19 protein-coding genes are annotated in these 24,577 nt (G+C 61.9%); 9 read left to right on the plus strand and 10 right to left on the minus strand.

The features are described 5' to 3' along the window. Positions 1-58: 58 nt before the first annotated feature. Positions 59-1,741 (minus strand): ABC-F family ATP-binding cassette domain-containing protein, encoded by a 1,683-nt coding sequence (locus AC6CH8_RS10765; protein WP_091464216.1) that lies wholly within the window; start codon positions 1,739-1,741, stop codon positions 59-61. Between the two features lie 162 nt (positions 1,742-1,903). Between AC6CH8_RS10765 and AC6CH8_RS10770 the strand changes: the two genes are divergently transcribed. Next, complete coding sequence (locus AC6CH8_RS10770) at positions 1,904-3,493, plus strand: serine hydrolase domain-containing protein (protein WP_498190452.1); 1,590 nt, start codon at positions 1,904-1,906, stop codon at positions 3,491-3,493. Here the strand turns inward: AC6CH8_RS10770 and AC6CH8_RS10775 are convergent. The 3 genes from AC6CH8_RS10775 to AC6CH8_RS10785 form a co-directional block, all read right to left on the minus strand. Beyond that, positions 3,477-5,474 carry a penicillin-binding transpeptidase domain-containing protein gene (locus AC6CH8_RS10775; protein WP_498190454.1) on the minus strand — a complete coding sequence of 666 codons (1,998 nt, stop codon included), beginning with the start codon at positions 5,472-5,474 and terminating at the stop codon, positions 3,477-3,479. The two genes, AC6CH8_RS10770 and AC6CH8_RS10775, sit on opposite strands and share 17 nt — an antisense overlap. Before the next feature lie 165 nt (positions 5,475-5,639). Further along, positions 5,640-6,296, minus strand: a complete 657-nt coding sequence (locus AC6CH8_RS10780) for a response regulator (protein ID WP_091464223.1) — start codon at positions 6,294-6,296, stop codon at positions 5,640-5,642. Then, positions 6,293-7,573 (minus strand): sensor histidine kinase, encoded by a 1,281-nt coding sequence (locus AC6CH8_RS10785; protein ID WP_498190456.1) that lies wholly within the window; start codon positions 7,571-7,573, stop codon positions 6,293-6,295. Before AC6CH8_RS10785 ends, AC6CH8_RS10780 begins: the two co-directional genes overlap by 4 nt. A 194-nt stretch (positions 7,574-7,767) precedes the next feature. On the opposite strand from AC6CH8_RS10785, the gene AC6CH8_RS10790 reads away from it, so the two are divergent. Further along, positions 7,768-8,847: an ABC transporter permease gene (locus AC6CH8_RS10790; RefSeq protein ID WP_498190458.1), complete on the plus strand. Its 1,080-nt coding sequence runs from the start codon at positions 7,768-7,770 to the stop codon at positions 8,845-8,847. Between the two features lie 24 nt (positions 8,848-8,871). After that, the gene (locus tag AC6CH8_RS10795; RefSeq protein WP_498190460.1) at positions 8,872-9,573 is read left to right on the plus strand and encodes an ABC transporter ATP-binding protein; all 702 of its coding nucleotides are present in this window, start codon (positions 8,872-8,874) and stop codon (positions 9,571-9,573) included. A 48-nt stretch (positions 9,574-9,621) separates the two neighbouring features. On the opposite strand, the gene AC6CH8_RS10800 is transcribed toward AC6CH8_RS10795, so the two are convergent. After that, positions 9,622-10,020: a winged helix-turn-helix transcriptional regulator gene (locus AC6CH8_RS10800; protein ID WP_498190462.1), complete on the minus strand. Its 399-nt coding sequence runs from the start codon at positions 10,018-10,020 to the stop codon at positions 9,622-9,624. 84 nt (positions 10,021-10,104) lie between these two features. On the opposite strand from AC6CH8_RS10800, the gene AC6CH8_RS10805 reads away from it, so the two are divergent. After that, entirely contained in the window at positions 10,105-10,710 is a 606-nt protein-coding gene (locus AC6CH8_RS10805; RefSeq protein ID WP_498190464.1) for an NAD(P)-dependent oxidoreductase, read from the plus strand. A gap of 7 nt (positions 10,711-10,717) precedes the next feature. Here the strand turns inward: AC6CH8_RS10805 and AC6CH8_RS10810 are convergent, their stop codons facing one another. The 5 genes from AC6CH8_RS10810 to AC6CH8_RS10830 all read right to left on the minus strand — a co-directional run bounded on the left by AC6CH8_RS10810 (position 10,718) and on the right by AC6CH8_RS10830 (position 16,613). After that, positions 10,718-12,163 carry a phytoene desaturase family protein gene (locus AC6CH8_RS10810; protein WP_498190465.1) on the minus strand — a complete coding sequence of 482 codons (1,446 nt, stop codon included), beginning with the start codon at positions 12,161-12,163 and terminating at the stop codon, positions 10,718-10,720. Next, on the minus strand, positions 12,156-13,673 hold the full coding sequence (locus AC6CH8_RS10815; protein ID WP_498190467.1) for a glycosyltransferase family 87 protein: 1,518 nt from the start codon (positions 13,671-13,673) through the stop codon (positions 12,156-12,158). Before AC6CH8_RS10815 ends, AC6CH8_RS10810 begins: the two co-directional genes overlap by 8 nt. A gap of 147 nt (positions 13,674-13,820) precedes the next feature. Continuing rightward, entirely contained in the window at positions 13,821-13,961 is a 141-nt protein-coding gene (locus tag AC6CH8_RS10820; RefSeq protein WP_017197242.1) for a hypothetical protein, read from the minus strand. A gap of 604 nt (positions 13,962-14,565) precedes the next feature. Continuing rightward, on the minus strand, positions 14,566-15,147 hold the full coding sequence (locus tag AC6CH8_RS10825; RefSeq protein WP_091464242.1) for a histidine phosphatase family protein: 582 nt from the start codon (positions 15,145-15,147) through the stop codon (positions 14,566-14,568). Then, the gene (locus AC6CH8_RS10830; protein ID WP_178994656.1) at positions 15,144-16,613 is read right to left on the minus strand and encodes a CCA tRNA nucleotidyltransferase; all 1,470 of its coding nucleotides are present in this window, start codon (positions 16,611-16,613) and stop codon (positions 15,144-15,146) included. The genes AC6CH8_RS10825 and AC6CH8_RS10830 overlap by 4 nt, the downstream gene beginning before the upstream one ends. A gap of 196 nt (positions 16,614-16,809) precedes the next feature. On the opposite strand from AC6CH8_RS10830, the gene AC6CH8_RS10835 reads away from it, so the two are divergent. The 5 genes from AC6CH8_RS10835 to trxA all read left to right on the plus strand — a co-directional run bounded on the left by AC6CH8_RS10835 (position 16,810) and on the right by trxA (position 22,723). Then, complete coding sequence (locus tag AC6CH8_RS10835) at positions 16,810-17,313, plus strand: NUDIX hydrolase (protein WP_026005276.1); 504 nt, start codon at positions 16,810-16,812, stop codon at positions 17,311-17,313. A 26-nt stretch (positions 17,314-17,339) separates the two neighbouring features. Further along, positions 17,340-19,358: a murein biosynthesis integral membrane protein MurJ gene (gene murJ / locus AC6CH8_RS10840; RefSeq protein ID WP_498190469.1), complete on the plus strand. Its 2,019-nt coding sequence runs from the start codon at positions 17,340-17,342 to the stop codon at positions 19,356-19,358. Between the two features lie 139 nt (positions 19,359-19,497). Further along, positions 19,498-21,177: an ABC transporter substrate-binding protein gene (locus AC6CH8_RS10845; protein WP_498190471.1), complete on the plus strand. Its 1,680-nt coding sequence runs from the start codon at positions 19,498-19,500 to the stop codon at positions 21,175-21,177. A 228-nt stretch (positions 21,178-21,405) separates the two neighbouring features. Further along, positions 21,406-22,362, plus strand: a complete 957-nt coding sequence (gene trxB / locus AC6CH8_RS10850) for a thioredoxin-disulfide reductase (protein ID WP_498190472.1) — start codon at positions 21,406-21,408, stop codon at positions 22,360-22,362. Positions 22,363-22,396: 34 nt separating this feature from the next. Beyond that, complete coding sequence (gene trxA / locus AC6CH8_RS10855) at positions 22,397-22,723, plus strand: thioredoxin (protein ID WP_014923339.1); 327 nt, start codon at positions 22,397-22,399, stop codon at positions 22,721-22,723. Positions 22,724-24,577 lie beyond the last annotated feature (1,854 nt).

A 24,577-nucleotide genomic window follows, 5' to 3' on the forward strand; every position in this document is an offset into this window, starting at 1 on the left:
CGCAGCAGGTGCAAGAGCGTTCGCGGAATACCCCTGGAATGTGAGAGAGCGCCCGGGGTTAGCGGGCGCGCTCCACCCTCTTCTCGTCCCAAACAGGTTCCTCGGACTCGTAGACCTTGCCATCCGAGCCGAAGATCATGAAGCGGTCGAAGGACTTGGCGAACCAGCGGTCGTGCGTGACTGCCAGGACGGTGCCTTCGAAAGCATCGATGGCCCGCTCCAGAGCCTCGCCCGAGTGAAGGTCCAGGTTGTCCGTGGGCTCGTCGAGCAGCAGCAGGGTGGCGCCGGAGAGTTGCAGGAGCAGGATTTGGAAACGAGCCTGCTGGCCACCGGACAAGGACTCGTACTTCTGCTCGGACTGACCGGCCAGGCCGTACGAATCCAAGGCTCCAGCTGCAGCCTCGCGGGGAAGGCCGGAGCGGTGTTCGTCTCCACGGTGCAGGATCTCCAACAAGGTCCTGCCCAACAGATCAGGGCGGACGTGTGTCTGGGCAAAGAAGCCGGGCCGGATGCGGGCTCCCAGCTTCACAGTGCCCTCGTGGGGCACTTCAGCGATCACGACGTCGGACACCGGGAGGTGCTCGCGCTCGGGGTCTGTGCCGCCGGTGGCGAGGAGGCGCAGGAAATGGCTCTTGCCGGAACCGTTGGAACCGAGCACACCAACGCGATCGCCAAACCAGATCTCGGTGGAGAACGGCTTCATGAGTCCGGTCAGTTCGAGCTTCTCGGCCACCACAGCTCGCTTGGCCGTTCGACCACCTTTGAGGCGCATTTTGACGTTCTGCTCGATCGGCAATGCCTCGGGCGGGCCGGCTTCCAGGAACTTGGCGAGGCGGGTCTGCGCTGCCTGGTACCTGTTAGCCATGTCGGAGCGGAACGCGGCCTTGTTCTTGTACATATTGACGAGTTCCTTGAGCTTGATGTGCTCCTCGTCCCAGCGCTTGCGGAGTTCCTCGAACCGGGCGTTACGGTCAGCGCGTGCCTCAACGTAGGATCCGAAGCCACCGCCATGAATCCACGCCCCGGCACCGTTGATGCCGGGCTCGAGCGTGACGATGCGGCCGGCGGCGTTGTTAAGCAGCTCACGGTCGTGACTGATGAACAGCACAGTCTTCTTGGACTCGTTGAGTTTCCCCTCCAGCCAACGCTTGCCAGGGACGTCCAGGTAGTTGTCCGGCTCGTCCAGGAGCAAGAGCTCATCCGGACCCGCAAACAAGGCTTCGAGCACCAAGCGCTTCTGCTCACCACCGGACAACGTGGAGGCGCGGCGGAATTGCGCCTTATCGAAGGAAATTCCGAGTGCTGCCATGCACACTTCGTCCCAGACGGTCTCGACGTCGTACCCGCCGGCGTCTCCCCAGTCCACGATCGCCTGAGCGTACTTCATCTGCGTGGGCTCGTCATCGTGCTCCATCATGGCCAGCTCGGCGTCCTCCACGGCCTTCGCAGCAGCGGCGAGGCCGGCCTGTGCTGTGGAAACCAGGAGGTCCCGGACGGTCGATTCGTCACGGACCTGCCCAACGAACTGCCGCATGATGCCCATGTTTCCGGAACGGCCCACCACACCTTCGTCAGGGGTGAGATCGCCGGAAATGATCTTGAACAGGGTGGTCTTGCCCGTTCCATTGGGTCCGATGAGCGCCGTCTTGGTGCCGTCGGGGACCTTGAAAGTCACCCCGTTGAGCAGCTGTGTGCCGTCGGAGAGGAAGTAGTCGATGCCGGAAACGTCAATATGGGCCACGTTTCAATCCTCCCACGGCGGCGTAATAGCGCTCGACGGCGGCAGCCGGCTTGGGTGCCCGGGCTGACTTACGCCCCGCTGGCGGTGCATGGTTTTCCTTCTGTCCCCCTCTGCCGTGAAGAGCTACCGTGAAGGGACAGTCAGCCCAGGGCAGGTGATGGCATGCAAATCGGTTCCCGGTCATCGCGGAGCCTTCTCGCTTGTTTGCTGGCCGCCATTATGGTGGGAGGCCTTGGCCCGCCGGCAGCCGGTAACGCCGCCATCCCGGCAGAGAATGCGGAGATCACCGGATCGGCCTACGAGGCCTTGGACACCTTCCTCCAGGACCAGCTTGAGACGCTCGGGGTTCCCGGTGCCGCCGTCGTGGTTGTCCAGCACGGTATCCAGGTGCATTCGGCTGCGTTTGGCCGCGCCGACAACTCGGGAAGGCCCATGACCGCTAAGACGCCGGTGCTCCTGGCGTCCACCACCAAGTCACTCACAGCAATTGCCGTGATGCAGCAGGTTGAGGCGGGCAGGCTGGAGTTGGATGAGCCTGTCCAGACGTACCTGCCGTGGTTTGCATTGAAGGATAGCCGCGCGTCCGCGATCACAGTCCGCCATCTGCTGCACCAAACCAGCGGAATGGCTTCAGCAGGTACGGCGTTTGAAGGCAGCGACACCCAAGGTCCCAAGGCCCTGGAAGAAGGTGTCCGTGCACTGTCAGGCGCTCCTCTGGCCAGGTCACCTGGCGAAGCCTTTGGGTATGCCAACGCAAACTACAACATTCTGGGCCTCCTGGTTCAAACAGTCTCAGGCCAGCCTTTCGGCGATTACGTGAGGCAGCACGTCTTCGAACCCTTGGACATGATCCACAGCCACCCGACGCAGGCGGCTGCCCGTGCTGACAATGTGGCTGCCGGGTATTCATTATGGTTTGGCTCGTTCTGGGGTCAGACGGATGCACCTGCGCCAGCCACAGGCATGCCGTCCACCACCATGTACTCCTCCGCCGAGGACTTGGGTCACGAGTTAACGGCACTGCTGGGGCAGGGGCGGTACGGCGAAGCCCGCGTCCTCCAGCCGCACAGCGTGAACGCGATGTTCGAGCCCCGCGTACAGGTGGACGGCTCCAAGGGGTACGGCATGGGGTGGTTCACCCGTCCACTTGTGGAGTCCGCGGATACTTCCAAGCAACCACTTGACGGAGAATTGCCGCTGCTGCTGGAACACCAGGGCGAGTGGGGCAACTCGCACACGTATCTGGCAATGATTCCCGCTTCCGGAATTGGTGTCGCGTTGGTTATCAACGCCAATGACACCTCGGCACCCTCAAGACTGAAGGCCGTGGATACCAATGTCCTGCGGATCCTCCACGGTCAGCCCCCTGCGCCAACAGTTGTGCAGGAGGACTGGCTGCAGCGCTACAGCTGGGTCGTCGCACTGGCATTGCTGCTCGCAGAGTTGCTCAGTTTGTGGCTGGCACTTTCCATCCTGCTCAGGAGCCGCACATCACCCCCAAAGTGGAAGCCACTCACCTTGGTTTTCAGCGCGCTTGTCTTGGACGCGTTCGCACTATGGTTGTGCTTCGTTTATGCACCCGCCAGGTTTGACACGAACCTCACCGTCATCGTCCGCCAGTTTCCCGACGTCGGACTTTTCCTGGTGCCGGTCCTGGCTTTGGCCCTTCTCTGGCCCATCCCGCGAACAGTTCTCTTGCTCTGGAAGGTGCGGCTGGCTCCGCACCCAAGCGGTGTCAGCCAGCCGCGGTAAGGAAGGACTTCAGCAGGGGTCCGCTGGTGGTGGCACCGAGGCCGCCTTCTTCCACAAACACGGCAACTGCCAGGTCCCCGTGCGTTGCGACGATCCAGGCATGCGTCTTGGGCGGGTTGTCATTCCCGAATTCCGCGGTACCGGTCTTTGCCCCTACCGGCGTCCCGGGGACTTCCGCGAGGAATCCAGCGTGCCCGGAGGTCACCACCGCCCGCATCATGTCTGAGAGCGCAGCGGCTTCTTCCTTGGTGATCGGTTTGGTGGACGCCGGTGACACGGGAGCGGCGCTTACTGAAGCGGACGACGGCGACGCGCCGCCACTTTCGGTGGGCGCGGCACTGGCGCTGGAGTTCTGGGCAGCGTCAGCGTTCTGGGCGCCATCGGCGTTCAACACGAGTTGCGGAGAAACGGGAGCGCCGTTGGCGACGGAAGCAGCCATGACCGCGGCCGAGAGCGGGGAAAAGAGCACCTTGCCCTGGCCAATCATGGAAGCGGCGTGCTCGGTACCCTCGGCAGCGCCAGGAACCGAACCCAGGAACGCGTCAGCGCCAAGCTTGGGAGCTTCAACCGCTACGCCGAGGGCCTGGGCTGCGGATTCGAGCTGGTCCTGGCTGACTGCATCACGGGCGTTGATGAAGGCAGTGTTGCAGGAGTGTGCGAACGCGTCCCGCAGGGCCACCGAGCCAAGGGAGCTTTCGGGGTAGCCTTCGGCATTTTTGAACGTGCGGCCGTCCACAGTCAGCGTTGAGGGGCATTCAACCTTCGAGTCCGGTGTGGCGCCGTTGCGGAACATCGCCAGGGAATCGACGATCTTGAACGTGGACCCGGGCGCATACTGACCAAGCAGAGCCGTGTTGTACCCGTTGCTGCCGGGTCCGGACGCGGCAGCAAGGACAGCTCCGGTAGACGGCTTGAGGGCAACAATGGCCGACGCTGGTCCAACACCAGCCAACGTCTCTTCGGCCAACTGCTGGAGTTTCAGGTCAAGGGTGGTTTTGAGCGTAGTGCCGGGGGACGGGAGTGACGAGAAGAACACCTTAGTGCCGAGCGTCTCGCCTTCAGACTTCACCTCGGGCGTGGCGAGAACTTCCACGCCGTCTTTACCTCGCAGTAAGGAGTCGTACTTCTGCTGCAGGCCGCCGGTGCCCGTGGTGTCCCCGGCACGCAGCGCACCGTTGGAGTTTTCAATCTGTTCGGCACTGGCTTGGCCAACGCTGCCCAACAAGGCGCGGGCAAAGGTCCGGGTGGGAGCCAAAGCCATGGAGTCCAGGATGCTCGAACCGCCCGGAATGGCCTCGATTTTCGCCTCAGTGATCTCCGCCGTGTAGGCACGCAGCACGATGCCCTCGACGAAAGCCTGCGGACCTGAGGCGGCAACCTGCTTGGCGTATTCTTCTGCATCGAGTCCGAGCAGCGTCGCCATGGCACGGGCAGAAGCGTCGGCCTGCTCTGCCGGAACCTTGGTTTTGTCGATGCCCACACGGAAGACCGGACGGTCCTCAACGATCGCAGCATCCCCGGCGCCGAGGATCTGACCGCGTTGGGCGGGAACTGTTTTGACCGACAGGGTTTCACCCTCGGAGAGTTCGGGAGCCAGAAGTGCGGGGGTCCATTGGACAGCCCACTTGTCGCCGGACTTCTTCAGCGTGGCCTCGGAACTGTAATCCCACTTGGCCGACCCGATGTTCCAGGTGTAGTTAAGGGGAAATGTTGCGGTGTCGCCGTCGAGTTTTACGTCGCCGGATGCGACCGCCGGCTTGGCGTCGAGTCCCTCGAACACGGCTTTGAGTTGATCGTTGGCCGCGGCAGGGTCCTTGCCCTCAACGGCCAGTTGGCCGACGTCGAGCGCTGCCAGCGAGGACGCGAGCTGCTTGGCTGCTCCTTCCGCACCGGCGCGGCCGTCATCGCAGGCGGTCAATGAACCAGCCGTGACCAGCGATACGAGACCAAGTACAAGGCTGTGTTTTTTCAATTTCCCCATTTGCGACATTATGCCCCGTTCCCCTGACAGTTTCTTGTCCCGGCCAGCAGACGGACTAAGCCGGGCCAAGGAGCTCACGTAAACCCGGCATCCCTTGCCCAACTGAGTCGCATTAAATGCCGTTTTGAGCGCTCAAAACGGCATTAACTGCTACTTAGTTGGGAGTTAGCGCCCGCGGATGACCCTGCGCTGGGTCGCTACGGCAATGGCCGCGGTTCGGTTGTCGACGCCAAGCTTCGAGTAGATGTGCACCAAGTGCGTCTTCACCGTGGCCTCGGAAATGAAGAGCTGCTTGGCCATGGCACGGTTGCTCATGCCCGTCGCCAAGAGCTCCAACAGCTGGACTTCCCGGGCACTCAGGGCGGGCGAAGGATTCCGGATGCGGCCCATGAGCCGCGCCGCAACTTCGGGTGCCAGCGCGGTTTGCCCGGCAGCAGCGGACAAAACGGCTTGTCTAATTTGATCCGGCGGGGCATCTTTCAACATGTAGCCGCTGGCACCGGCCTCCACCGCGGCGAGGATGTCGGCGTCGGTGTCGTAAGTCGTCAGAATCAGCACAGGCGGCGGGGGAGTCCCAGCCTCGCCGGCCTTGATTTTTTCCGTGGCTGTCACACCGTCCATGCCGCTGCCCATTTGCAGGTCCATCAGCACCAGGTCTACGGGCTCGCCAAGGGTGTGCAGCTTGCTGAGTTCCACCAGGGCGGCGTCACCATCCGCCGCTTCGGCAACCACCGTGACACCCGGAAAGTCGGCGAGCATGGCCCGCAGCCCCGCCCGAACCACCGGGTGGTCATCCACTAGCAAGACTCGGATATCACTCACGCAGCACCTTCATCCGCCGGCAGCGGCACGCGAATCGCAACCACTGTTCCTTCACCGGGTGCCGACTCGATCTCCAAGCGCCCGTCCAGCGCGGCCAGCCGTTCCCGCAAACTCTGAAGCCCGACGCCGGTCATGTCGCCACGCGCTGGGCTCACCGCCGTCGACGGTTCGAAACCAACGCCGTCGTCGAAAACGTCCAAGGTCACCTCATCGCCAAGGAAGGACAGGGTCACGACGGCGGCCCGTGCGTGGGCATGCGCCCACACGTTCGCGAGGGACGCCTGGGCCGCCCGGAGCAGGGTGGTCTGGTACGTATTCGGCAGCTCCATAGGCGTACCCACCAGCTCGAAGCGGCAGCGCAACGCAGACCCACGTGCAGCGGCCTCGGTTTCCGTTTTCCCACAGAGTCGGCGGAGGGTGTCGACTAGTCCGGACTCCTCAAGGTCCGGCGAACGCAGGCCGCGAACAAAGCTGCGCGCTTCAGCCAAATTGGCCGACGCCGTGTCCTGTACCGTCCGCAACCGCTCCTTGGCGGCAGTGGCGTCGCCATCGTCCAAGGCCTTCTCTGCGGACCTTCCCATCAAGACGATGCTGGAGAAACCCTGGGCCAGGGTGTCGTGGATTTCCCGGGCGAGCCTTTCACGTTCAGCCAGCATTCCGGCGTCGTGCTGGGTTCGGGCAAGTTCTGCCCGTGTTCTGCGGAGTTCGTCAGCAACAGTGCGCTGGTTTTCGGCTTCGAGAAAGAGGGCCCGGTACGCCAGCCCTGTGACCACCGCAAACACCGCCCCGAACACCGGTCCCAGGATCATCGCAAGCTGCAGGCCGCCGTCGGATGCTCCCCGGCTGTGGAACCACAGCGTGCCCACCAGAAGGGCAGTGCTCAGACCAATCGCAGGGAGTGCCAACCGCCGGGGGAGCAGGTGCAGTTGCAGGAAAAACAGAGGGAAGGCCACCCATGCGAAGTCGCTGCTGACCAAGAGGAGCAGCAGCCACACGAGCATCACCGCACCCAGCCACCAGCGCGCGTAAGGCGTGGGATTGAAGCGCGTCGGGTCGCTTGCATGATGCTTTTCCAGAAGCGTGCCACTGAGGTACACCAGCGCCAGCAGGGCCGAAAGCCCCAGTCCAGCGGCCACAGCCAGAGCCGACGGTGCGCCGCTGGTTCCCATTCCCGTCACCAAACGGACAACGGCCACAAGCAACAGAACCGCGAAACCGACATGCAGGCTCACACGCAGCACGCGGAGTATTGTGGCGGCGCCAGCGGGAGACTGCATGCATCCCAGCGTATCCCCGACATTCCTCGGAGAACCCGCTTTCCGTCCCCTGAAGCCGGAATCAACCATTCGGTTGATCGTCAGCTCAACCCCACGATGCCAGCCAATCCATCCGGCTCCCGATGTCCCTTCCACGCATCGCCGGAAGAGTTGATATGGACGGGACCAAGCCCGCAATGAATCGAAGGAATCCGATGTTTCTTGCCATCCGCGACATTCGTTTCGCCAAAGGCCGTTTTGCGCTCATGGCCAGCGTCGTCGCCCTGATCACCTTGTTGCTCGTCATGCTTTCCGGGCTTACGGCGGGCTTGGGCAACCAGTCGACGTCGGCCATTGGGGCCCTGCCCGTTCAGCAGATCGTTTTCGGCGCACCTACCGGCGGGGATCCAAAGGCGTCCTTCACAGAATCGGAAGTTTCCTCCGCGCAGTTGGAGACGTGGAGGGACCAGCCCGGCGTTACTTCGGCGCAGGCACTCGGAATCAGCCAAAGCCGTGCGCTGTCGCTAGGGGACGGTGGCGCACCGAGCGGTACTGCGAACACCGCCGTCTTTGGTGGGGCCGGGGCTCCGGCAGCTGTGGAGGACGGGACGGTGGTGATTGGCGAAACACTGGCAAAGGAGCTCTCGCTGGAGGCCGGCGGCCGGCTCCGGGTGGGCGGGACAGACCTTACCGTGGCCGAGGTTGTGGAGGACCAGTGGTACTCCCACACCGGAGTGGTCTGGACGACGCTCGACACGTGGCGGACCATCGCCCACGCGGCCCCCGGGACAGCGACTGTTATCACCGCAACTTACGACGCCGGATCTTCCGTGGACCTCGACGCCGCCAACGCCGCGGCTGGCACCGTCAGCTCGGATCCCGTGGGCTCCTTCCAAGCTTTGGCCTCCTACAAGAGTGAAAACGGGTCACTCATGCTCATGCAGGCATTCCTCTACGGGATCTCAGCCTTGGTGATCGTGGCCTTCCTGACCGTATGGACCGTGCAACGCACACGAGACATAGCCGTACTCAAAGCGATGGGAGCTTCATCCGGCTACGTGCTGCGGGATGCCCTTGCCCAAGCCGCCCTGGTCCTGCTGATCGGCGCCGGCGTGGGCGGACTGATTGGCGTGGCAGGCGGATTCTTCGCGGCTCAAGCAGCACCCTTCCTCATCACGCCTATGACCACGCTGGTTCCCATCGCAGGGATCGTCCTCCTGGGTTTGGCAGGGGCTGTCCTGGCCGTCAGAAACGTCACCAAGGTCGATCCACTGCTGGCCCTCGGCGGCAACTAGTACATTCCCAGAAAGGCATGCATCATGACTCCGGCACTGAACCTGAACAACGTCTCCCTCGAATACCCTGACGGCAGTTCCACCCTTAAGGCATTGGACGCCGTCAACCTCAGCGTCCGCAGGGGTGAATTCCTCTCCCTCGTGGGTCCTTCCGGATCCGGAAAATCCTCCTTGCTGGCCGTCGCCGCGACTCTCGTCAAACCTACGGCCGGGCTGGTCATCATCGACGGACAGGATGTGTCGGCCCTTTCGGAGGCCGAACGCACAGCCCTTCGCCGGGACAAGGTGGGCATCATCTTCCAGCAGGCCAACTTGCTGCCCTCACTGACCGCCGTCGAGCAGTTGCTGATCCGCGAACATCTGCGGGGAAAGCCCGTACGCGACGAACGCGAGAAGGCGGCGGAACTACTGAACGTCGTCGGGCTGTCCGGGGTGGCACACAAGAGGCCACACCAGCTGTCCGGGGGCCAACGTCAAAGGGTGAACATTGCGAGGGCCCTCATGGGAAGCCCAACGGTTCTTCTCGTCGATGAACCAACGGCCGCGCTGGACCACGAACGCAGCGAGTCGATCGTCCGGCTACTCCGGCAGGTCACGGATGAATTCCAGACGGCCACCGTCATGGTCACTCACGACACAGAGTTCCTGCCTCTCACCGACGCCGTGACCACGATGCGTGATGGACGAATCAGCCGTGCGCTGGTCCCGTCCGAGCAGCCCAACTAGGTCGCAGCAGAGCGCGTTTTGACGGCTCAAAACGCGCTCTGCTGTTACTCAGTTGGGGGAGCCGAGGAGGGATTCGTCTTGCGCTTCGTCGTAGGCGTCACGGGCTTCAAGAATGCTGGGCACATGACTCTCCGCCCAGTGGCGCAACATGGTGAGCGGCTGAAGCAGGGACTCCCCTAAAGCTGTCAGCTCATACTCCACCCGTGGCGGTACCTGAGCGTAGACGGTCCGGGTAATCAGGCCGTCGCGTTCCAGGGCGCGCAGGGTTTGCGTCAGGACCTTGGGAGTAACTACGTTCACCATTTTGCGCAGTTCCGAAAAGCGGACCGGCCCGTCACCGAGCACTTGAATCACCAACGAAGCCCATTTATCGCCGATGCGTTGGAAGACCACCCGCGAAGGACAGTTGGGGTCGAGGATATTTGCCGGGAGGTCGTTAGTATCCAAAAGGTAACTCAGTTCCTTTGAAGCTATCAGTATCCAGTGGATACCGTTGGGGTTACTGCAAGGATACCAACCTCAAGGAGAGCTATGAAAATCGCAGTCTACGGCGCAACCGGTATGGTCGGCAGCCAGATCGTCAACGAATCCATCACCCGCGGCCATGAGGTCACAGCCATCTCCCGCAAGGGTGCAGAGGTTCCCGGTGCCGCTGCCCAGGCAGCTGAACTGGCTGACGCCCAGGCCTTCGTCTCCATCGCCAAGGATCACGACGTCGTTGTGCTGGCTACGGGCCCCAGCCGCACCGGCGGCGACCACGGCGAGTGGCTCGACGCGATGGCTTCCGCCTACAGCAATGCCGAGGGAACCCGCCTCATGATTGTCGGCGGTGCCGGCACCTTGGAGATCGACGGCGTGCGCCTGCTCGATTCCCCCGACTTCCCCGAGGCCTACAAGGCAGAGGCCACCACCGCAGCCAAGGCCTTCGAAGCCGTGAAGCAGACCCCGGAGACCATCGACTGGACCGTCTTGGCTCCCGCTCCCGTCATCCAGCCGGGTGAGCGCACCGGTGAATACACGGTTGCCAAGGATTCACCGGCCGGCAACAGCATCTCCACGCAGGACTACGCAGTAGCCATGCTGGACGAGATCGAGAGCCCGGCGCACCGCCGCGCCCGCTTCACCGCCGCCAACTAACGAGCCGCTACAGTCCGACGCCCAGCCCGGGTACTCGCATCTTGAATATGTCCTTCAGGGCATACCTTGCCGCGCGGTACCCGGGCATTCCCGTAACCCCCGGACCAGGCGGCGTTGACGAGGAACACAGATACACGCCCTTCATTGGCGTTCGCCAAGGCACGTTGGATATAACCGGCCGTTGCACCAGACCACGCAGGTCCAACAGTCCTGCACTGAAGTCACCGCCAACATAGTTCTCGTTGTACGCGGACAGTTCCGCCGCCGTCGTGGTCTTTGACGCCACCACAACATCCCGGAAGCCTGGTGCGTACCGCTCGATGCGCGCTGTGACAGCTTCGGCCATGTCCACCTTGGAGTTGGCGGGGACGTGGCAATAAGACCATAAAACGTGACGACCTTCCGGAGCCCGCGTCGAATCCACCACGGATGGCTGGGACACCAGGACATAGGGTTCCGTTGGATGTTTGCCCATGTCCACCAGGTTCTCGGACTCTGCCATTGCCTGCCGTGAACCGCCAACGTGGACAGTCCCTGCCTTCGCCAATCCGGAATCACGCCACGGAACAGGGCCGGACAGGATGAAGTCCACCTTGCACGCTGCATTCCCGAAGCGGAATGCTTCAAGTGCTCGACGGTAACGGTCGGGAACTTCCGAGCCACCCAAGCGCGCCAGAGTTGGCGGGGCAACATCCAGCAGGATGGCCTTCGCCGGCCGGACCTGATCCAGCGAACCCACGCGTTCGCCCACATGGATGGTACCGCCGTGAGCAGTAAGATCGTCAGCCATGGCCCGGGCAATGGACATGGAGCCGCCAACGGGTATCACCCAACCGCCCGCGTGGGCCAGAGTGCTGAGCAACAGCCCGGCACCCGTTGAGCTAAGGGACGGCTGCGATCCAAGGGCATGCGACATCACACCCGTCAGTAGCGCAGGGGCGGCTTCTTCGCGGAATCGGCGCATCCAGATCGGGGTCCCCTGATCCAGGGTCGCCAGCCCAAACCTGACTGCCGCCAGAGGATCCTTTGGAATGCGCAGGAGTTGGTTGGACGTAAATTCCACAACCCCGTCCACCCGCTCCAGCAACGGCTGCATCAGGCGTCGGTAAGCGGGTCCATCGACACCCAGCTCCTGCACCGTCCGATCCAGGGATTGGTAGGCCAAGGCCGCACCACCGATGTCCAACGGAGTACCGTGCTGGACCTCCGGCACCCTCAGGTCCACGCGCTGCGACAGCTCGAAAGCGCGGAAAAAGGGCGACGCAACAGCCATCGGATGCACGGCGGAGCACACGTCGTAGAGGTGGCCGGGTTCAATCAACTCACTGGTCCGGGACCCACCACCGATCGCATCGGCTGCTTCGTAGAGATGGACACTCAGGCCCGCACGGGCCATAACCACTGCGGCGGCCAGGCCATTAGGACCGGCGCCGACGACGGCGACATCAACCATCGCTGTTTACCTCCGTACGCTGGGGTGCTTTGGGGTCGGTAGTCTCCACCGTAGCCCGAGGACGCCACGGCAGCACTGACCGGGAGGGGCGGAAAGCGTCGAGCCTCAGCCAGTCCCGGGCGTCGTCGAATGGTCCACCATGGGGATCGTCCTCGCCATACGCGCGTAGTGGATCCCGGGCAGGGTCCCAAATATCGATGACCACCCGCACCATGAGATATGCCGTTGCAACCATATGTACACCCACGGCCAGCACGTAGTAGGACATATCAATGTTGTGCTGGACGGATCCACCACTGGTCGTTTGGCCCAGATACATCCAGACGGCGGCCCAGTGCAGCCCTTCTGCGGCTTGCCAGATGAGGAAGTCGCGCCAGCGGGGCCGGGCCAGAGCGAGGAGCGGTATGAGCCAGATGACGAACTGGGGCGAGTAAACCTTGTTGGTCAGGATGAATGCGGCAACAATCAGGAACACCAGTTGGGCCAGACGGGGTCGCCGTGGAGCACATAAGGCCAAGGCACCGATAAGTACGCACGCCAGGACGAACAGGAACAGTGTCATGGAATTGATGGCTGCGCCGTCAATCTGCACCCAACGGACCCTGTCCGCCACGAGGTTGTACGCAAACCAAGGTGAGCTGTACCCGGCAGGGCGATCCTGGCTGAATTCAAAGAAGTATCGCCAGCCCGAAGGGTTCATCGCTGCGATGGGCAAGTTCACCGCCAGCCAGGATGCTGCGGCCGCACCGGCTGTGATGAAGAAGGCACGCAACTTCCCGGTTCGGAGGGCCAACAGCAACACGGCACCGAGTATGAGGGCCGGGTACAGCTTGGTGGCAGCTCCCAGACCGATGACCACTCCAGCCAGGATCAGCTTGTCCCTGGAGAACAAGTACATGCCCAGAGCCAGCAGCCCCACAGCCCACATGTCCCAGTTGATGAATCCGGCCAGGATGATCCCGGGTGCCACGGCCACCATGGCTGCGTCCCAAGGGCGGCGCCTGTTAATCCTGGCGGTCAGGAGGACGGTAACGATCCAAATCGCGACGATCAGTGTTGCGTTGACATCGAAGTAACCCAGGATGCGTTCGTTCCCTATGCCCTGGCCGGGCACCAGAAAAGCTGTCACGCCGGCGATGATGCCCATGAGCACTGGATACTCGAACAGGCTGCCTTGGGTGAAAAAGGGAAATATGCCCTCACCGAGACCGCGGTTCCGGAAGAGCTCAGGAAAGTCCGAATAGCAGGTCGCGTAGAACTGGCCGGGAGTCTCCCAGCCCCGGACGCGGCAGTAATCCTTTGCGAGTACGGCGAGCAGTGCAGCCACAACGGTGAGGATTATCAGGACCCGTTCCACAGTGAACGGGCCGGGTGAAATGTTCTCTGGCGACGAATGCTTGCCCAAGGGTCCGCCCACGAGTTCCGTGAAGTTCCGGAGCAGGGCGTCGCTGCGGCTGGGAACCACAAAGCGGGCACGTTTTTGTAGCCGGTGAGGCTTCGTCTCCTGCATGCGATCGAGCTTACAGTCCTGCGAGGTGCACTGGGTCAGAGCATCATGGGATTAAAAGGGGAGGAGCCCACGCGTAGCCGCGTGGGCTCCTTGAGGTTCAGCATGAATGTGTGGCACCTGAACTCCTTCTGGCGCAGCTGTTGGGAATCAGCGGATGAGTCCCATCTGGTGCAGGACAACGTAGACGTCTTCACGGCGCTGGTCGAGCAGCTGGCCGTTGAACAAAGTGCGGTCCTTGGGAGCATCGGTGCTCTTGTAGAAACGCATGTCTTCGGGGCGTTTGCGCATGGTTCACCTCCTTCCGTCAAAGAAATACCGGCATTTAGGCGCGACAATAAAAGCCAAATGAATTCAAAAGAAATCAAGGGCCAAAAGGGCATAAATAGCCGAGGCTAATAAGGGGATTTGCGGACCGAATCGGGAAAGCCCGAATCGCCGTGCAATAGCGCGTGCTTCCAGCAGTCGACCCAACAAGAAGCTGGTTCCGAACTATGGGGAAACTGCGCACCCGCGGCATGCTGCGTGGGTCCGCGCCTACAACTGACTACTCAGCCATCCAAAGAGAGGAGGCCGTCAGGAACACCGCCGGCAAACAAGCCGGTCCGGTGGTTCAGGAGTGGGTCAGAGAGCAAAAATGGCGTCGATCATCAGCAGAGGCCGGGGTAGCAGTGACGGTCAACTTCCGTCCGCTAGTCAAAGTAATCATTTTTCCCAACCTCCTTTTCTGGCTGATAAGCAGCCTGCTGTGGCATTGTCCCGGCTGACTGAACCAGGGAATGCGCGCCTTGTTCCCGGCGGGTCGCTCTGGGAACAAGATATAAGCTACCTCATGAAGAAGGAGTTTGACCAGCGAAATTAGCTAATTCGTTAAAACTTTTTCTAAATTCTTGTTTTAGAGGCCCCAACGCACAATTGCGGGCGTCCGCTTATCCCAACCAAGGGTGCAGACTTTCGCCGTTCCCAGAATGAAGTGCCGGCCTTCGCGGGCATCCATTTCCAGCCAACGGGCGGTGAGGATCCTGGAGAAATGACCGTGGGCCACTATCAGGACGTTGTCCATTCCGGATTCCAGGACGCGTCCAATGATCTTGTCGGCCCGTGCAGCAACTTCGTCCAGTGTTTCCCCGTTGGGCACGCCATCGGTCCAGATGAGGTAGTCGGGGTTGTCCTTGCGGATCAGGTCCGAGCTGATGCCTTCATAGTCGCCGTAGTTCCATTCGACGGCCAGCGGCTCATGGACAGCCTCCGGGTAGCCTGCAAGTTCTGCCGTGCGGCGTGCACGGCGAAGCGGTGAAGTCAGGACGAGGTCGAAGTCGATGCTTTCCAGGACCTTGCGGGCTTCAACAGCCTGCTGTTCACCCTCAACAGTGAGGGGAAGATCCGTCAGACCTGTGTACTGCCCGCTCTTGGACCATTCCGTCTCACCATGGCGAAGGATCCAGAGTTGCGGACGCGGGGAAGTCGCTGCGTTCATGAGGGCTCCTCAGTTTCGGTCAAAGGCTCGACGACGGCGGACTCGGGTTGCGCTTCCCACCAAGCCAAGAGTTTCTGCTCGGCTTCCTCGGGGGATAGTGGTCCGTGTTCCATCCGTTCTTCCAGAAGGAACTTGTAAGCCCGCCCCACTACCGGGCCGGGCTTGAGTCCCAGGAGCGCCATGATCTGCGCCCCATCTAGGTCAGGCCGGACGGCCGCCAGCGATTCCTGTTCCAGAAGCGCCGCAATGCGATGCTCAAGGTCATCGTAGGCGAAGGACAGACGGTCGGCCTTGCGCTGGTTACGCGTAGTGACGTCGGAGCGGGTAAGCCGGTGCAGGCGTTCCAGGAGAGGACCTGCATCGGTGACGTAGCGACGTACAGCGGAATCGCTCCAGCCGGCATCGCCGTAACCGTAGAAACGCATGTGCAGTTCGACCAGGCGGGACACAGCTTTGATCGACTCGTTGTCGAAACGCAACGCTTTCATTCGTTTGGCTGTCAGCTTGGAACCAACAACGTCATGGTGGCGGAAGCTCACCGCGCCGCCCGGTTCAAAGCGGCGCGTAGCCGGCTTGCCGACGTCGTGCATCAACGCTGCGAACCGCAGCACAAAATCAGGGCCGGGCACGGGGCCGTCAGGTCCTGTTTCCAATGCGGCAGCCTGCTCAAGGACCTGCAGCGAGTGCTGGTACACGTCTTTATGCCGGTGGTGTTCATCGGCTTCGAGGCGCAGGGCGGAAACCTCAGGGAGCACGAACTCAGCGAGCCCCGTGTCCACCAGGAGGTCTATGCCTACCCGCGGGTGCGCTCCGTTGATGAGCTTGACCAGCTCTTCCCGGACGCGCTCGGCGGAGATGATCTTGATGCGGTCGGCCATCTGAGACATGGCGAGCCGGACGTCGTCGTGAACCGAGACGCCTAGCTGGGAGGCGAATCGGGCCGCGCGCATCATGCGCAGCGGATCGTCGGAGAACGAGGCCTCGGGGGCGCCTGGCGTGGCGAGCTCGGACGCGTGGAGATCGCGGACGCCGCCGAACGGATCTACGAGTTCCAGGCTTGGCAGCCGCAGCGCCATGGCGTTGATGGTGAAGTCGCGGCGCAGCAGGTCGTCGGTCAGGGAGTTGCCGAACGCCACCACCGGCTTTCGCGAATCGGGGTCGTAAGCCTCCGCGCGATACGTGGTGACTTCGATCTGGAAGCCATTCTTCTTCATACCGATGGTTCCGAAGGCGCGCCCGATTTCCCAGAAGTTGTCCGCCCACTTCTTGATGACGGAGATGGTCTGGTCCGGCGTGGCGTCGGTGGTGAAGTCGAGGTCCGGGGATGTCCTCCCCAGGAAGAGATCGCGCACGGGTCCACCGACCAGGGACAACTCGAAGCCGGCATCGACAAAGCGCTGCCCGAGGTCGAGCACCACCGGATCGATGGTGAAGTTAACAGAAGAGCTGTCCAATACGTGCGCCATAGTTCCTTAAGCTTGGCAGATTTTTGCTCTGCAGTGGGCCACTGCTCCATGCGAAATCAGGCATGCGTCCGCGGAGCATCTCCTGCAGTCCATCTTGTGGCCATGTCCCGGTCATCACTCGAGGGCAAGAGTCGTTAGAGTGGACCTCATGGCCAACCCGATCCCGAGCGCTCCTGGCAGGAGGACAAACGCACCGTTGCCGTCGGCAATCGGTGCGCACGTCGCGCCCGCCCAGCAGCATCCGGTGCAGGCCTCGCTTCCCACTGTGGAGGAAGTGTCAGCCGGTGGCGTTGTAGTAGACACGTCCGACGGCGAACTCCGGGTTGCGATTATCGCCCGCCTTAATAGGGGTGGCCGGCTTGAGTGGTGCCTCCCGAAGGGCCATCCCGAAGGTCGCGAGAACAACGAGGAAGCCGCCGTACGTGAGATCGCCGAGGAAACCGGCATCGAAGGCAGCATCCTGGCGCCCCTCGGCAGCATCGACTACTGGTTCACCGTGAGCGGCCACCGCGTCCACAAGACCGTGCACCATTTTCTGCTCCGGGCCACGGGCGGCGAGCTGACCATCGAGAATGATCCGGACCAGGAGGCCGTTGACGCCGCATGGGTTCCCATCCAGGAACTGGCCCGGAAATTGTCCTTCCCGAATGAACGCCGCATCGCCGATTTGGCACGGGAAGTGCTGCCCGAACACCTCTGACCCGGGTACATGGGACGATAAAGGCGATGTCTGAAGCCAAAACAACCCAGTCCGTTCAATCCGGAGAAGCACGTTCCAGCGCCATCATGGCAGCAGGAACGCTGGTTTCCCGGTTCCTTGGCTTCGCCAAAACGTGGATGCTCGGTGCCGCCCTCGGCCTGGGCTCCACGATCAATGACACGTTCATTAACGCGAACAACCTGCCGAACCTGATCTTCCTGTTGGTAGCAGGCGGCGTGTTCAATGCCGTCCTGGTCCCTCAGATCATCAAGGCCAGCAAGGCCCCGGACCGCGGCGCGGACTACATCAGCCGCCTGCTGACACTCGCAGTCCTGGTGCTGCTGGCGCTGACGGCGCTAGTAACACTTGCGGCGCCCCTGGTCATCGACCTCACCACCCAGGGCTATTCCGAGCAACAGAAAGCGCTGGCAGTCACCTTCGCTTTCTGGTGCCTGCCTCAGATCTTCTTCTACGGGCTCTACGCCCTCCTCACGCAGGTGCTGAACGCCCACGGAGCGTTCGGGCCCGCCATGTGGGCCCCCATCCTCAACAACCTCGTGGCCATCGCCGGCCTGGGGATGTTCATCTGGATTCTGGGCGAGAACGTCTACAACCCGCACACTTTGGACAATTGGGGACCCACCCAGACGCTCCTGATTGCTGGCTTCTCTACTTTTGGTGTGGTCGCCCAGACGGCAATCCTGCTCGTTCCTGTCTTCCGTTTGCGCCTTGGGCTCCGGCCTCGTTTCGGCTGGCGCGGCGTTGGACTCGGCCAGGCAGCAAAGCTGAGTGTGTGGACGCTGGCGACGGCCGCCGTCGGGCAGTTGGCGTTCCTTTACGTCATGAGGATCGCCACGATTCCCGGTGCCGAGCGCCTCCGTTTGGACAACGCCGGGGACAGAGCCGCTGCGGCCGTCCTCCCAGGTAACGCCGTGCTGGAAGTCGCCAGCCAGCTGTACCTGCTGCCGCACTCGATCATCGCGTTGTCCTTGGCCACCGTCCTCTTCAACCGCATGACGCGCGCATCGCAGGACGGCAACAAAGCCGAACTGCGTGACGCCCTGTCCCACGGTCTCCGCACCATGGCCGTCGCTACGGTTTTCGGTGCCCTGGCGCTGTTCGCGCTGGCCGGCCCCCTGGGCATGTTCTTCTCCGGCGGCGAACCGCAGGACGGCGTCATGCTGGCCCAAACGCTCACCATCCTCGCCCTGAGCACACCGTTCCTGAGTGCGAACTTCATGATGTCCCGTGTGTTCTACGCCAACGAGGATGCCCGTACGCCCCTGTATGTCCAGTTGTGGCTGGCCGTGATCTACGTGGTGGGAGCGTTCTTCATCCAGTTCCTCCCCGTCGGCCAGATCATCTACGCGATCGCCATCCTTTACACACTGGGCAACATCCTCTCTGTGGTGATCAGCGTGGTGTTCCTTCGCCGCTTGTTGGGTCACCTGGACGGTCCCCGCATTGCCAATTCGTACATTCGCATGGGTTACGCGGGCTTGGGATCTGCGCTAGCCGGCGCTGGGGCCTTGTGGCTTTTGGGCAGCTACCGCGCTGACGGCTTCGCGTGGAGCAGCCGGCCGGCCGCCTTGGTGACTGTCGTCGTCGTCGGGCCCGTCATGCTGCTCGCCTACCTGGTCCTCCTGCGCGTCTTCCACGTCACCGAACTGCGCGACCTCCTACGTCCGCTCATGGGCCGTCTGGGCCGAGGAGCACCCGCACCTGTCACCGGTGCAGCACCGGAACCCACGACGCCGGCACGCGCCACGGTCTCGGACGATACAGGTCTGATTCCGCGCATCTCCGGCGAGTTCGATGCTGCCTCCTTCAGGGCCGGGCCTGCGCTCGCTCCACAGCGGGCTGCCGAACCCGCCGCCGGAAACTCCCCTGACGCACCCAAGAACTACCTGCCGGAGGAAGACACGCCCGGCACGGCTCGCGGCGGCAGGTTCCGTCCGCAGGTCCCCTTGCCGGGTCGGCGGACATACCAAGGCGACGCAGGACAGAATCCGTACTTCCCCACTAAGCGCAACCACAGGAAGTAAGCCGGTGGCGCCAACGTGGGCGGCGGGCGTCAATCCGCTAGGCTAGAAACGAATATAGGTAGTTGCAAAAGCGGTTCAACCGGCTCGCCGGGGGAGCCATGTGCAGGACCGCAGCTGCCGGACAGCCTAGGAGGAACACGTGTCCCACCCGATCGACGTCGGATCAGTACTTGGCGGCCGCTACAAGGTCACGGCCAATGTATTGACCTCGCATGACCAAGATCAGGTGCTCGACGGCGTGGACCAAGTCCTCAACCGTCCCGTGAGCATCCTTGTTGCCGGTCCCGGGAATGCCGAGCAGGTTGCTCAGAGCGCCCGCGAAGTAGCCACTGGGGAGAGGCCGGGCCACGTTCAGATCCTGGACTTGGGCATCAGTGAAAACACCACGTACCTGATCACCAACCACAGCACCGCCCCCGATCTGTTGGACCTTGTGGTCGCCACCAACCCGCCGTACATCGAGCCTTTCTTCACCGAAACGCTCGGAAGCGAGATCTTCGGCCAGCCGCGCACCTATGAGCCTGAAACTTACGATGGCCTGTACGAGGATGACGAGCACGACGCCGAGTACATCCAGTACGACGAAAACGGCTACCCCATCCCGTCCGAGTCCAACGATGAGCCTGACTCGGCGCCTGCTGCCCCAGCACGCACCGCGCCTCACGTACCGCCTATGCCTTCGTCCAGCCCCTCTTCACCGAAGAGCGGTATCGCGGGGAAGCTGGCAGCGGCCGCTGCCGGTGCCGGAGCAGCGGGTGTTGCTGCCGCTGCAGCGCTGAAGCATGCGGGTTCCAAGAACAACGACGCCGGAGCTGCCGCTACTGGTTCTGCCGACGCTGGCGCTGCCTCTGCCGGCCCTGGTTCCAGGGGCGGAGCGTCGCCTGCTGTTGCCTCGCAGCCGCCCACCCAGGCTGTTTCATCGCAGCCCGTTTCGACTTCGCCCGTCTCGCCGCCCGCCAGCCGCGAGTCTGCTGCGGAGCCAAAGGTTTCGCTGTGGTCCGAAGAGGACTACGGCTTTAGCGGCTCAGGCGCCGCTGCAGCTGCGGGTGGTTCCGGTGTAGCAAGCCGGGGGACCGACTCCGGCTACGATCGCGCGCCAAGCAGCTTCCCGGCGTCGTCAGCTGTTACGGACGATTACGAGGACGAGGAAGTTTACGAAGACGAGGCTCCTGAGAAGGAACCGCGTTCCCTGCGCTGGCTGGTAGGCGGCCTTCTCGCAGCTGTCTTGGTGGTCGGACTCGTGCTTGCGGTGACCAATCTGGGTAGCCTCCTGCCCAGTGGTGCACCTGCCGCGACGCAAAGCACGCCTGCCCCTCAATCTTCCGCCGCGGAAACCGAGGAACCCGCGCCCACAGAAGCTCCGGCCCCGGCCACACCACCGGAAATTGAAGGCATCACGCGCCTCGGCGACTTCCCCTTCGCCGCCACCTATGACAAGGACCTTGCCAGGGCCTTTGACGGTAACGCTGCCAGCTACTGGTCGGACATGGAATTCGCGTCTGCAAACTGGGGTGGGCTCTTCGAAGACATGCCCCTTGTGGTTAAGCTCAAGGAACCCACCGAGGTCAAGTCGGTAGTACTCAACCAGTTGGGTGGCTCCGGCGGTAGCATCAGCGTCTACACCAACGATCGTCCTGCGATGGACGGCGCAAAACTCGTGGGCACAAACAGCTTCACGTCCCCGGAACTGACCATGCCGCTTGCAGCACCGGCGCAGACCCAGTACGTCATCGTAGTCATCAGCGCACTCCCGAAGCTGGCTGCACCGAAGACGCGATTCGGATTCGGATTGCGCCTGGCCGAGGTCACGGTCCAGTAGCCAAACCCAACTAGGTAGCAGTAGAGGCCGTTTTGACTCGTCGGAACGGCCTCTACTGCTACCTACATTGGCGTCACCGCTTAGATTCGGCATGCCTGCAGACGGTACCCTGAATGATGGTGGCTTTAGGGTCCCCAACTCCAACGGAATATTTGGAAAGCAACAGGGGTTGAGTCAGGTGGCTGCCCCGAAAGCCGCAGCATCGACTAAGGAAGAGGTTCACGCCACGTGAGCATTGCAGAAAACAGCGCATCGCAGGTGCGTGACGTCATCATCGTAGGTTCAGGCCCTGCCGGCTACACCGCCGCCGTTTACACCGCCCGCGCCAACATGAAGCCTCTGCTCATTGCCGGTTCCGTTACAGCTGGTGGCGAACTGATGAACACCACGGACGTGGAAAACTACCCGGGTTTCCCGGAGGGCATCATGGGCCCGGACCTGATGGAGAACTTCGAAAAGCAGGCCGCTCGTTTCGGCACCGAGATCCAGTTCGAGGATGTCACCGAGCTGGACCTCGACGGCGACATCAAGACTGTGACCATCGGAACGGGGGAGACCTTCCAGGCGAAGGCCATCATCCTGTCCACAGGTTCGGCATACCGCGAGCTCGGCCTGGCCAACGAAAAGCGCCTTTCCGGCCACGGAGTTAGCTGGTGTGCAACCTGTGACGGTTTCTTCTTCAAGGATCAGGACATCGCCGTTATCGGTGGTGGCGACTCCGCCATGGAGGAAGCACTGTTCCTCACCAAGTTCGCGAAGTCCGTTACCGTTGTCCACCGCCGCGATACCCTCAAGGCTTCAAAGATCATGGGTGACCGTGCCCAGGCTCACGAGAAGATCAACTTTGTCTGGAACACCGCTGTTGAAGATGTTCTCGGTGAAGACAAGGTCACCGGCCTGAAGCTGAAGAACCTGGTGGACGGCACCGAGTCCGAACTCGCAGTCACCGGCGTGTTTGTGGCCATCGGCAACGACCCCCGCACGGATCTCATCAAGGGCAAGGTTGATCTGACCCCCGAGGGAACCATCGCCGTAGTAGGCCGTAGCTCCCGAACCAACATCAAGGGTGTCTTCGCCGCGGGCGATGTCATCGACCCCACGTACCGCCAGGCCATCACGGCTTCGGGCTCCGGTTGTGTGGCTGCCCTTGACGTAGAGCACTACCTCGCAGACCTGCACTCCTAGACTGCATCCAAGCAACCATACGAAGGGAAAAGTTATGAGCAACGCAAAAGACGTAACTGACGCAAGCTTCAGCACGGATGTTTTGGCTTCCGAGAAGCCGGTCATCGTGGACTTCTGGGCAGAGTGGTGTGGCCCCTGCCGCAAGCTCGGTCCCATCCTGGACGAGATCTCCGTTGAGTACAGCGAGAAGGTTGACGTAGTAAAGCTCAACGTCGACGACAACCCCGCGATCGCCGCCGAATATGGCATCACGTCCATCCCGGCCGTCTACCTGTTCAGTGGGGGAGAAGTGAAGAGCACTGTCATCGGTGCCAAGCCGAAGCAGTTCTTCGAAAAGGAATTTGCGGACGTCCTGTCCTAGGCTTCTCTTCTGATCTAATTCGTAGAAAGCCGGCGGTTGCTGCTCCCGAGGGAGCGGAAGCCGCCGGCTTTTTGCTGCTCAGAAGGACATAAACCAGAATAGGTCTCTTAAACAACCTTCTTGCTCTGGACAGGCTCACTCCTTCTCAGAATTGGTCACTTCACTTCTCCCTACCAGGGGTAGGGAGAAGTCAGCTCAACACACCCCTTTAGATCTCCAGGTCGCGTGTTTCTCATTCCCGGCCCGCCGAGTAGATTGACTTCTCCCAGTAGGAGCCGCGTCGCTGAGGGTCCTCGCCCGGAACCTCCCTCGTCCACTCCGGATCCTCCGAGTCCTAGTCTCGGGTCACGGCGGCGATCTAGCTGGGCTGGTGGGGCGGTATCGGGTCCCGCTTAACTTCGCGCTGCTTGAGGAAATGTTACAACCTGGCCTGTACCGCCCGTCGGCGGGGAACGAGTTTAGTAGTGACTCGGGTGCGCGGCAGCGTTAGTGGTGCTGAGTCCGTCCCACGTCTAGAGCACCAATATCGACGAAATGAGGGATCTCTGACGTGGGAAAAGACGCTGGTCCGTACGGGAAGTCTTGTTTCACGTGAAACAGCGCGTTCGCGTTCACGGTGTCTGCCCGTTGTGTCACCCTAGGACGTCATTGCCAGTTTCACGTGAAACGTCCTCGGTTGCATCGCTGCGACTGCGCCTTTGGCTGGGCGGCCGGCTAAATCAGCAGAACAGCCATTAAGTGCACCACAGCGACAATTGGGAGGCAATCTGTTGCGCGCTTCTATCGGCACGGATAGTTTCAGTGCGCTTGGCTGGGATGTCCCTTGGCTGCGCCATGACCGGACGGCGGGGAATCGAACGAACTACGCGGAAAATCGGCTCAACTGGGACAATTTCGGACTGGGCTGAGTGGTGTCACAGTCAAAGTCTGGTTCGGTTGCGGTTCCATATGCCGCGATAACGACCTTTGGAAGGTTATGTTGTCATCCAACTCCAATCCATATCCCTTGAAATCGAAGAATCCGTCGTCCCTAGAGACTCAACGGCCAAGTCAGGGCTGTGCAGGCTCCGCTGTGGTTGCACCGCCTCCTACGGCACCCCTAGGGGACCCTGTTAGCCGCCAGACGCGCTCTTTTGGCGGCGAGTGCCTTCGGGGGATCTTGGCACCGCTACACGACGATGACCCACTGAATGCCGCTCCTGCCGCTAGACAGCTACAAAATGGTCAGGGCATCTTCGCGCATGGTCTCCGTAGGTTGGGCCTCCATGGCAACTTCAGGCATTGCCAGTTGCTCTAATCTCCTACAGACAGCCGACATCTCATCAATAAGGAGTGCGGCTAGGCGCGTATTAGCTACCCAACCACCACACAGCCCAGGTTTGCGCGCAGAAAAACAGTGCCGAATCAGGTCGACGCTCCCAAGCGTCACGCCGAGACCAGGCCACACTCCAGCGCCCCATCCGATTACATCCACGCGCAACACTGCCCCTACGCCGCACGACTCCACCTAGCGTTTAGAGGAGCACAGCTGGAGCTCCGCCTGCACCATACATCTCACTAGAACCGCGTTCCGCCGGCGTTCCGCCCTGCCACGTCGGATTAGTGTGCTGGGAGTTCATTGGAGATCCTCTTGCCGGGTCCTTAGTTCCGACAGGGTGCCGCCACTCTCAGGAGGGGGCAGCCAAAGGCTCAATTGAAGCTGAACACAAGAAGTTCTCATTCCTGCCTCGTGGTCTGAGCACGTCGGTAATGATTCTTGCCAACACATAGCGCGGGCATGTGCGGACGAGCGACCACCCCTTGGCTCAAGCAAGCAGCGTTTCACGTGAAACAGTGCACGGTTTGTCGGGCTTT

Source organism: Paenarthrobacter sp. GQ52 (genome assembly GCF_059759005.1).

Excerpts from the sequence above, each read along its gene's own strand:
- AC6CH8_RS10770 (WP_498190452.1), top strand. The coding sequence starts at position 1,904 with ATGCAAATCGGTTCCCGGTCATCGCGGAGCCTTCTCGCTTGTTTGCTG.
- AC6CH8_RS10775 (WP_498190454.1), bottom strand. The coding sequence starts at position 5,474 with ATGGGGAAATTGAAAAAACACAGCCTTGTACTTGGTCTCGTATCGCTG.
- AC6CH8_RS10785 (WP_498190456.1), bottom strand. The coding sequence starts at position 7,573 with ATGCAGTCTCCCGCTGGCGCCGCCACAATACTCCGCGTGCTGCGTGTG.
- AC6CH8_RS10790 (WP_498190458.1), top strand. The coding sequence starts at position 7,768 with ATGTTTCTTGCCATCCGCGACATTCGTTTCGCCAAAGGCCGTTTTGCG.
- AC6CH8_RS10795 (WP_498190460.1), top strand. The coding sequence starts at position 8,872 with ATGACTCCGGCACTGAACCTGAACAACGTCTCCCTCGAATACCCTGAC.
- AC6CH8_RS10805 (WP_498190464.1), top strand. The coding sequence starts at position 10,105 with ATGAAAATCGCAGTCTACGGCGCAACCGGTATGGTCGGCAGCCAGATC.
- AC6CH8_RS10810 (WP_498190465.1), bottom strand. The coding sequence starts at position 12,163 with ATGGTTGATGTCGCCGTCGTCGGCGCCGGTCCTAATGGCCTGGCCGCC.
- AC6CH8_RS10815 (WP_498190467.1), bottom strand. The coding sequence starts at position 13,673 with ATGCAGGAGACGAAGCCTCACCGGCTACAAAAACGTGCCCGCTTTGTG.
- AC6CH8_RS10820 (WP_017197242.1), bottom strand. The coding sequence starts at position 13,961 with ATGCGCAAACGCCCCGAAGACATGCGTTTCTACAAGAGCACCGATGCT.
- AC6CH8_RS10825 (WP_091464242.1), bottom strand. The coding sequence starts at position 15,147 with ATGAACGCAGCGACTTCCCCGCGTCCGCAACTCTGGATCCTTCGCCAT.
- AC6CH8_RS10830 (WP_178994656.1), bottom strand. The coding sequence starts at position 16,613 with ATGGCGCACGTATTGGACAGCTCTTCTGTTAACTTCACCATCGATCCG.
- murJ (WP_498190469.1), top strand. The coding sequence starts at position 17,340 with ATGTCTGAAGCCAAAACAACCCAGTCCGTTCAATCCGGAGAAGCACGT.
- trxA (WP_014923339.1), top strand. The coding sequence starts at position 22,397 with ATGAGCAACGCAAAAGACGTAACTGACGCAAGCTTCAGCACGGATGTT.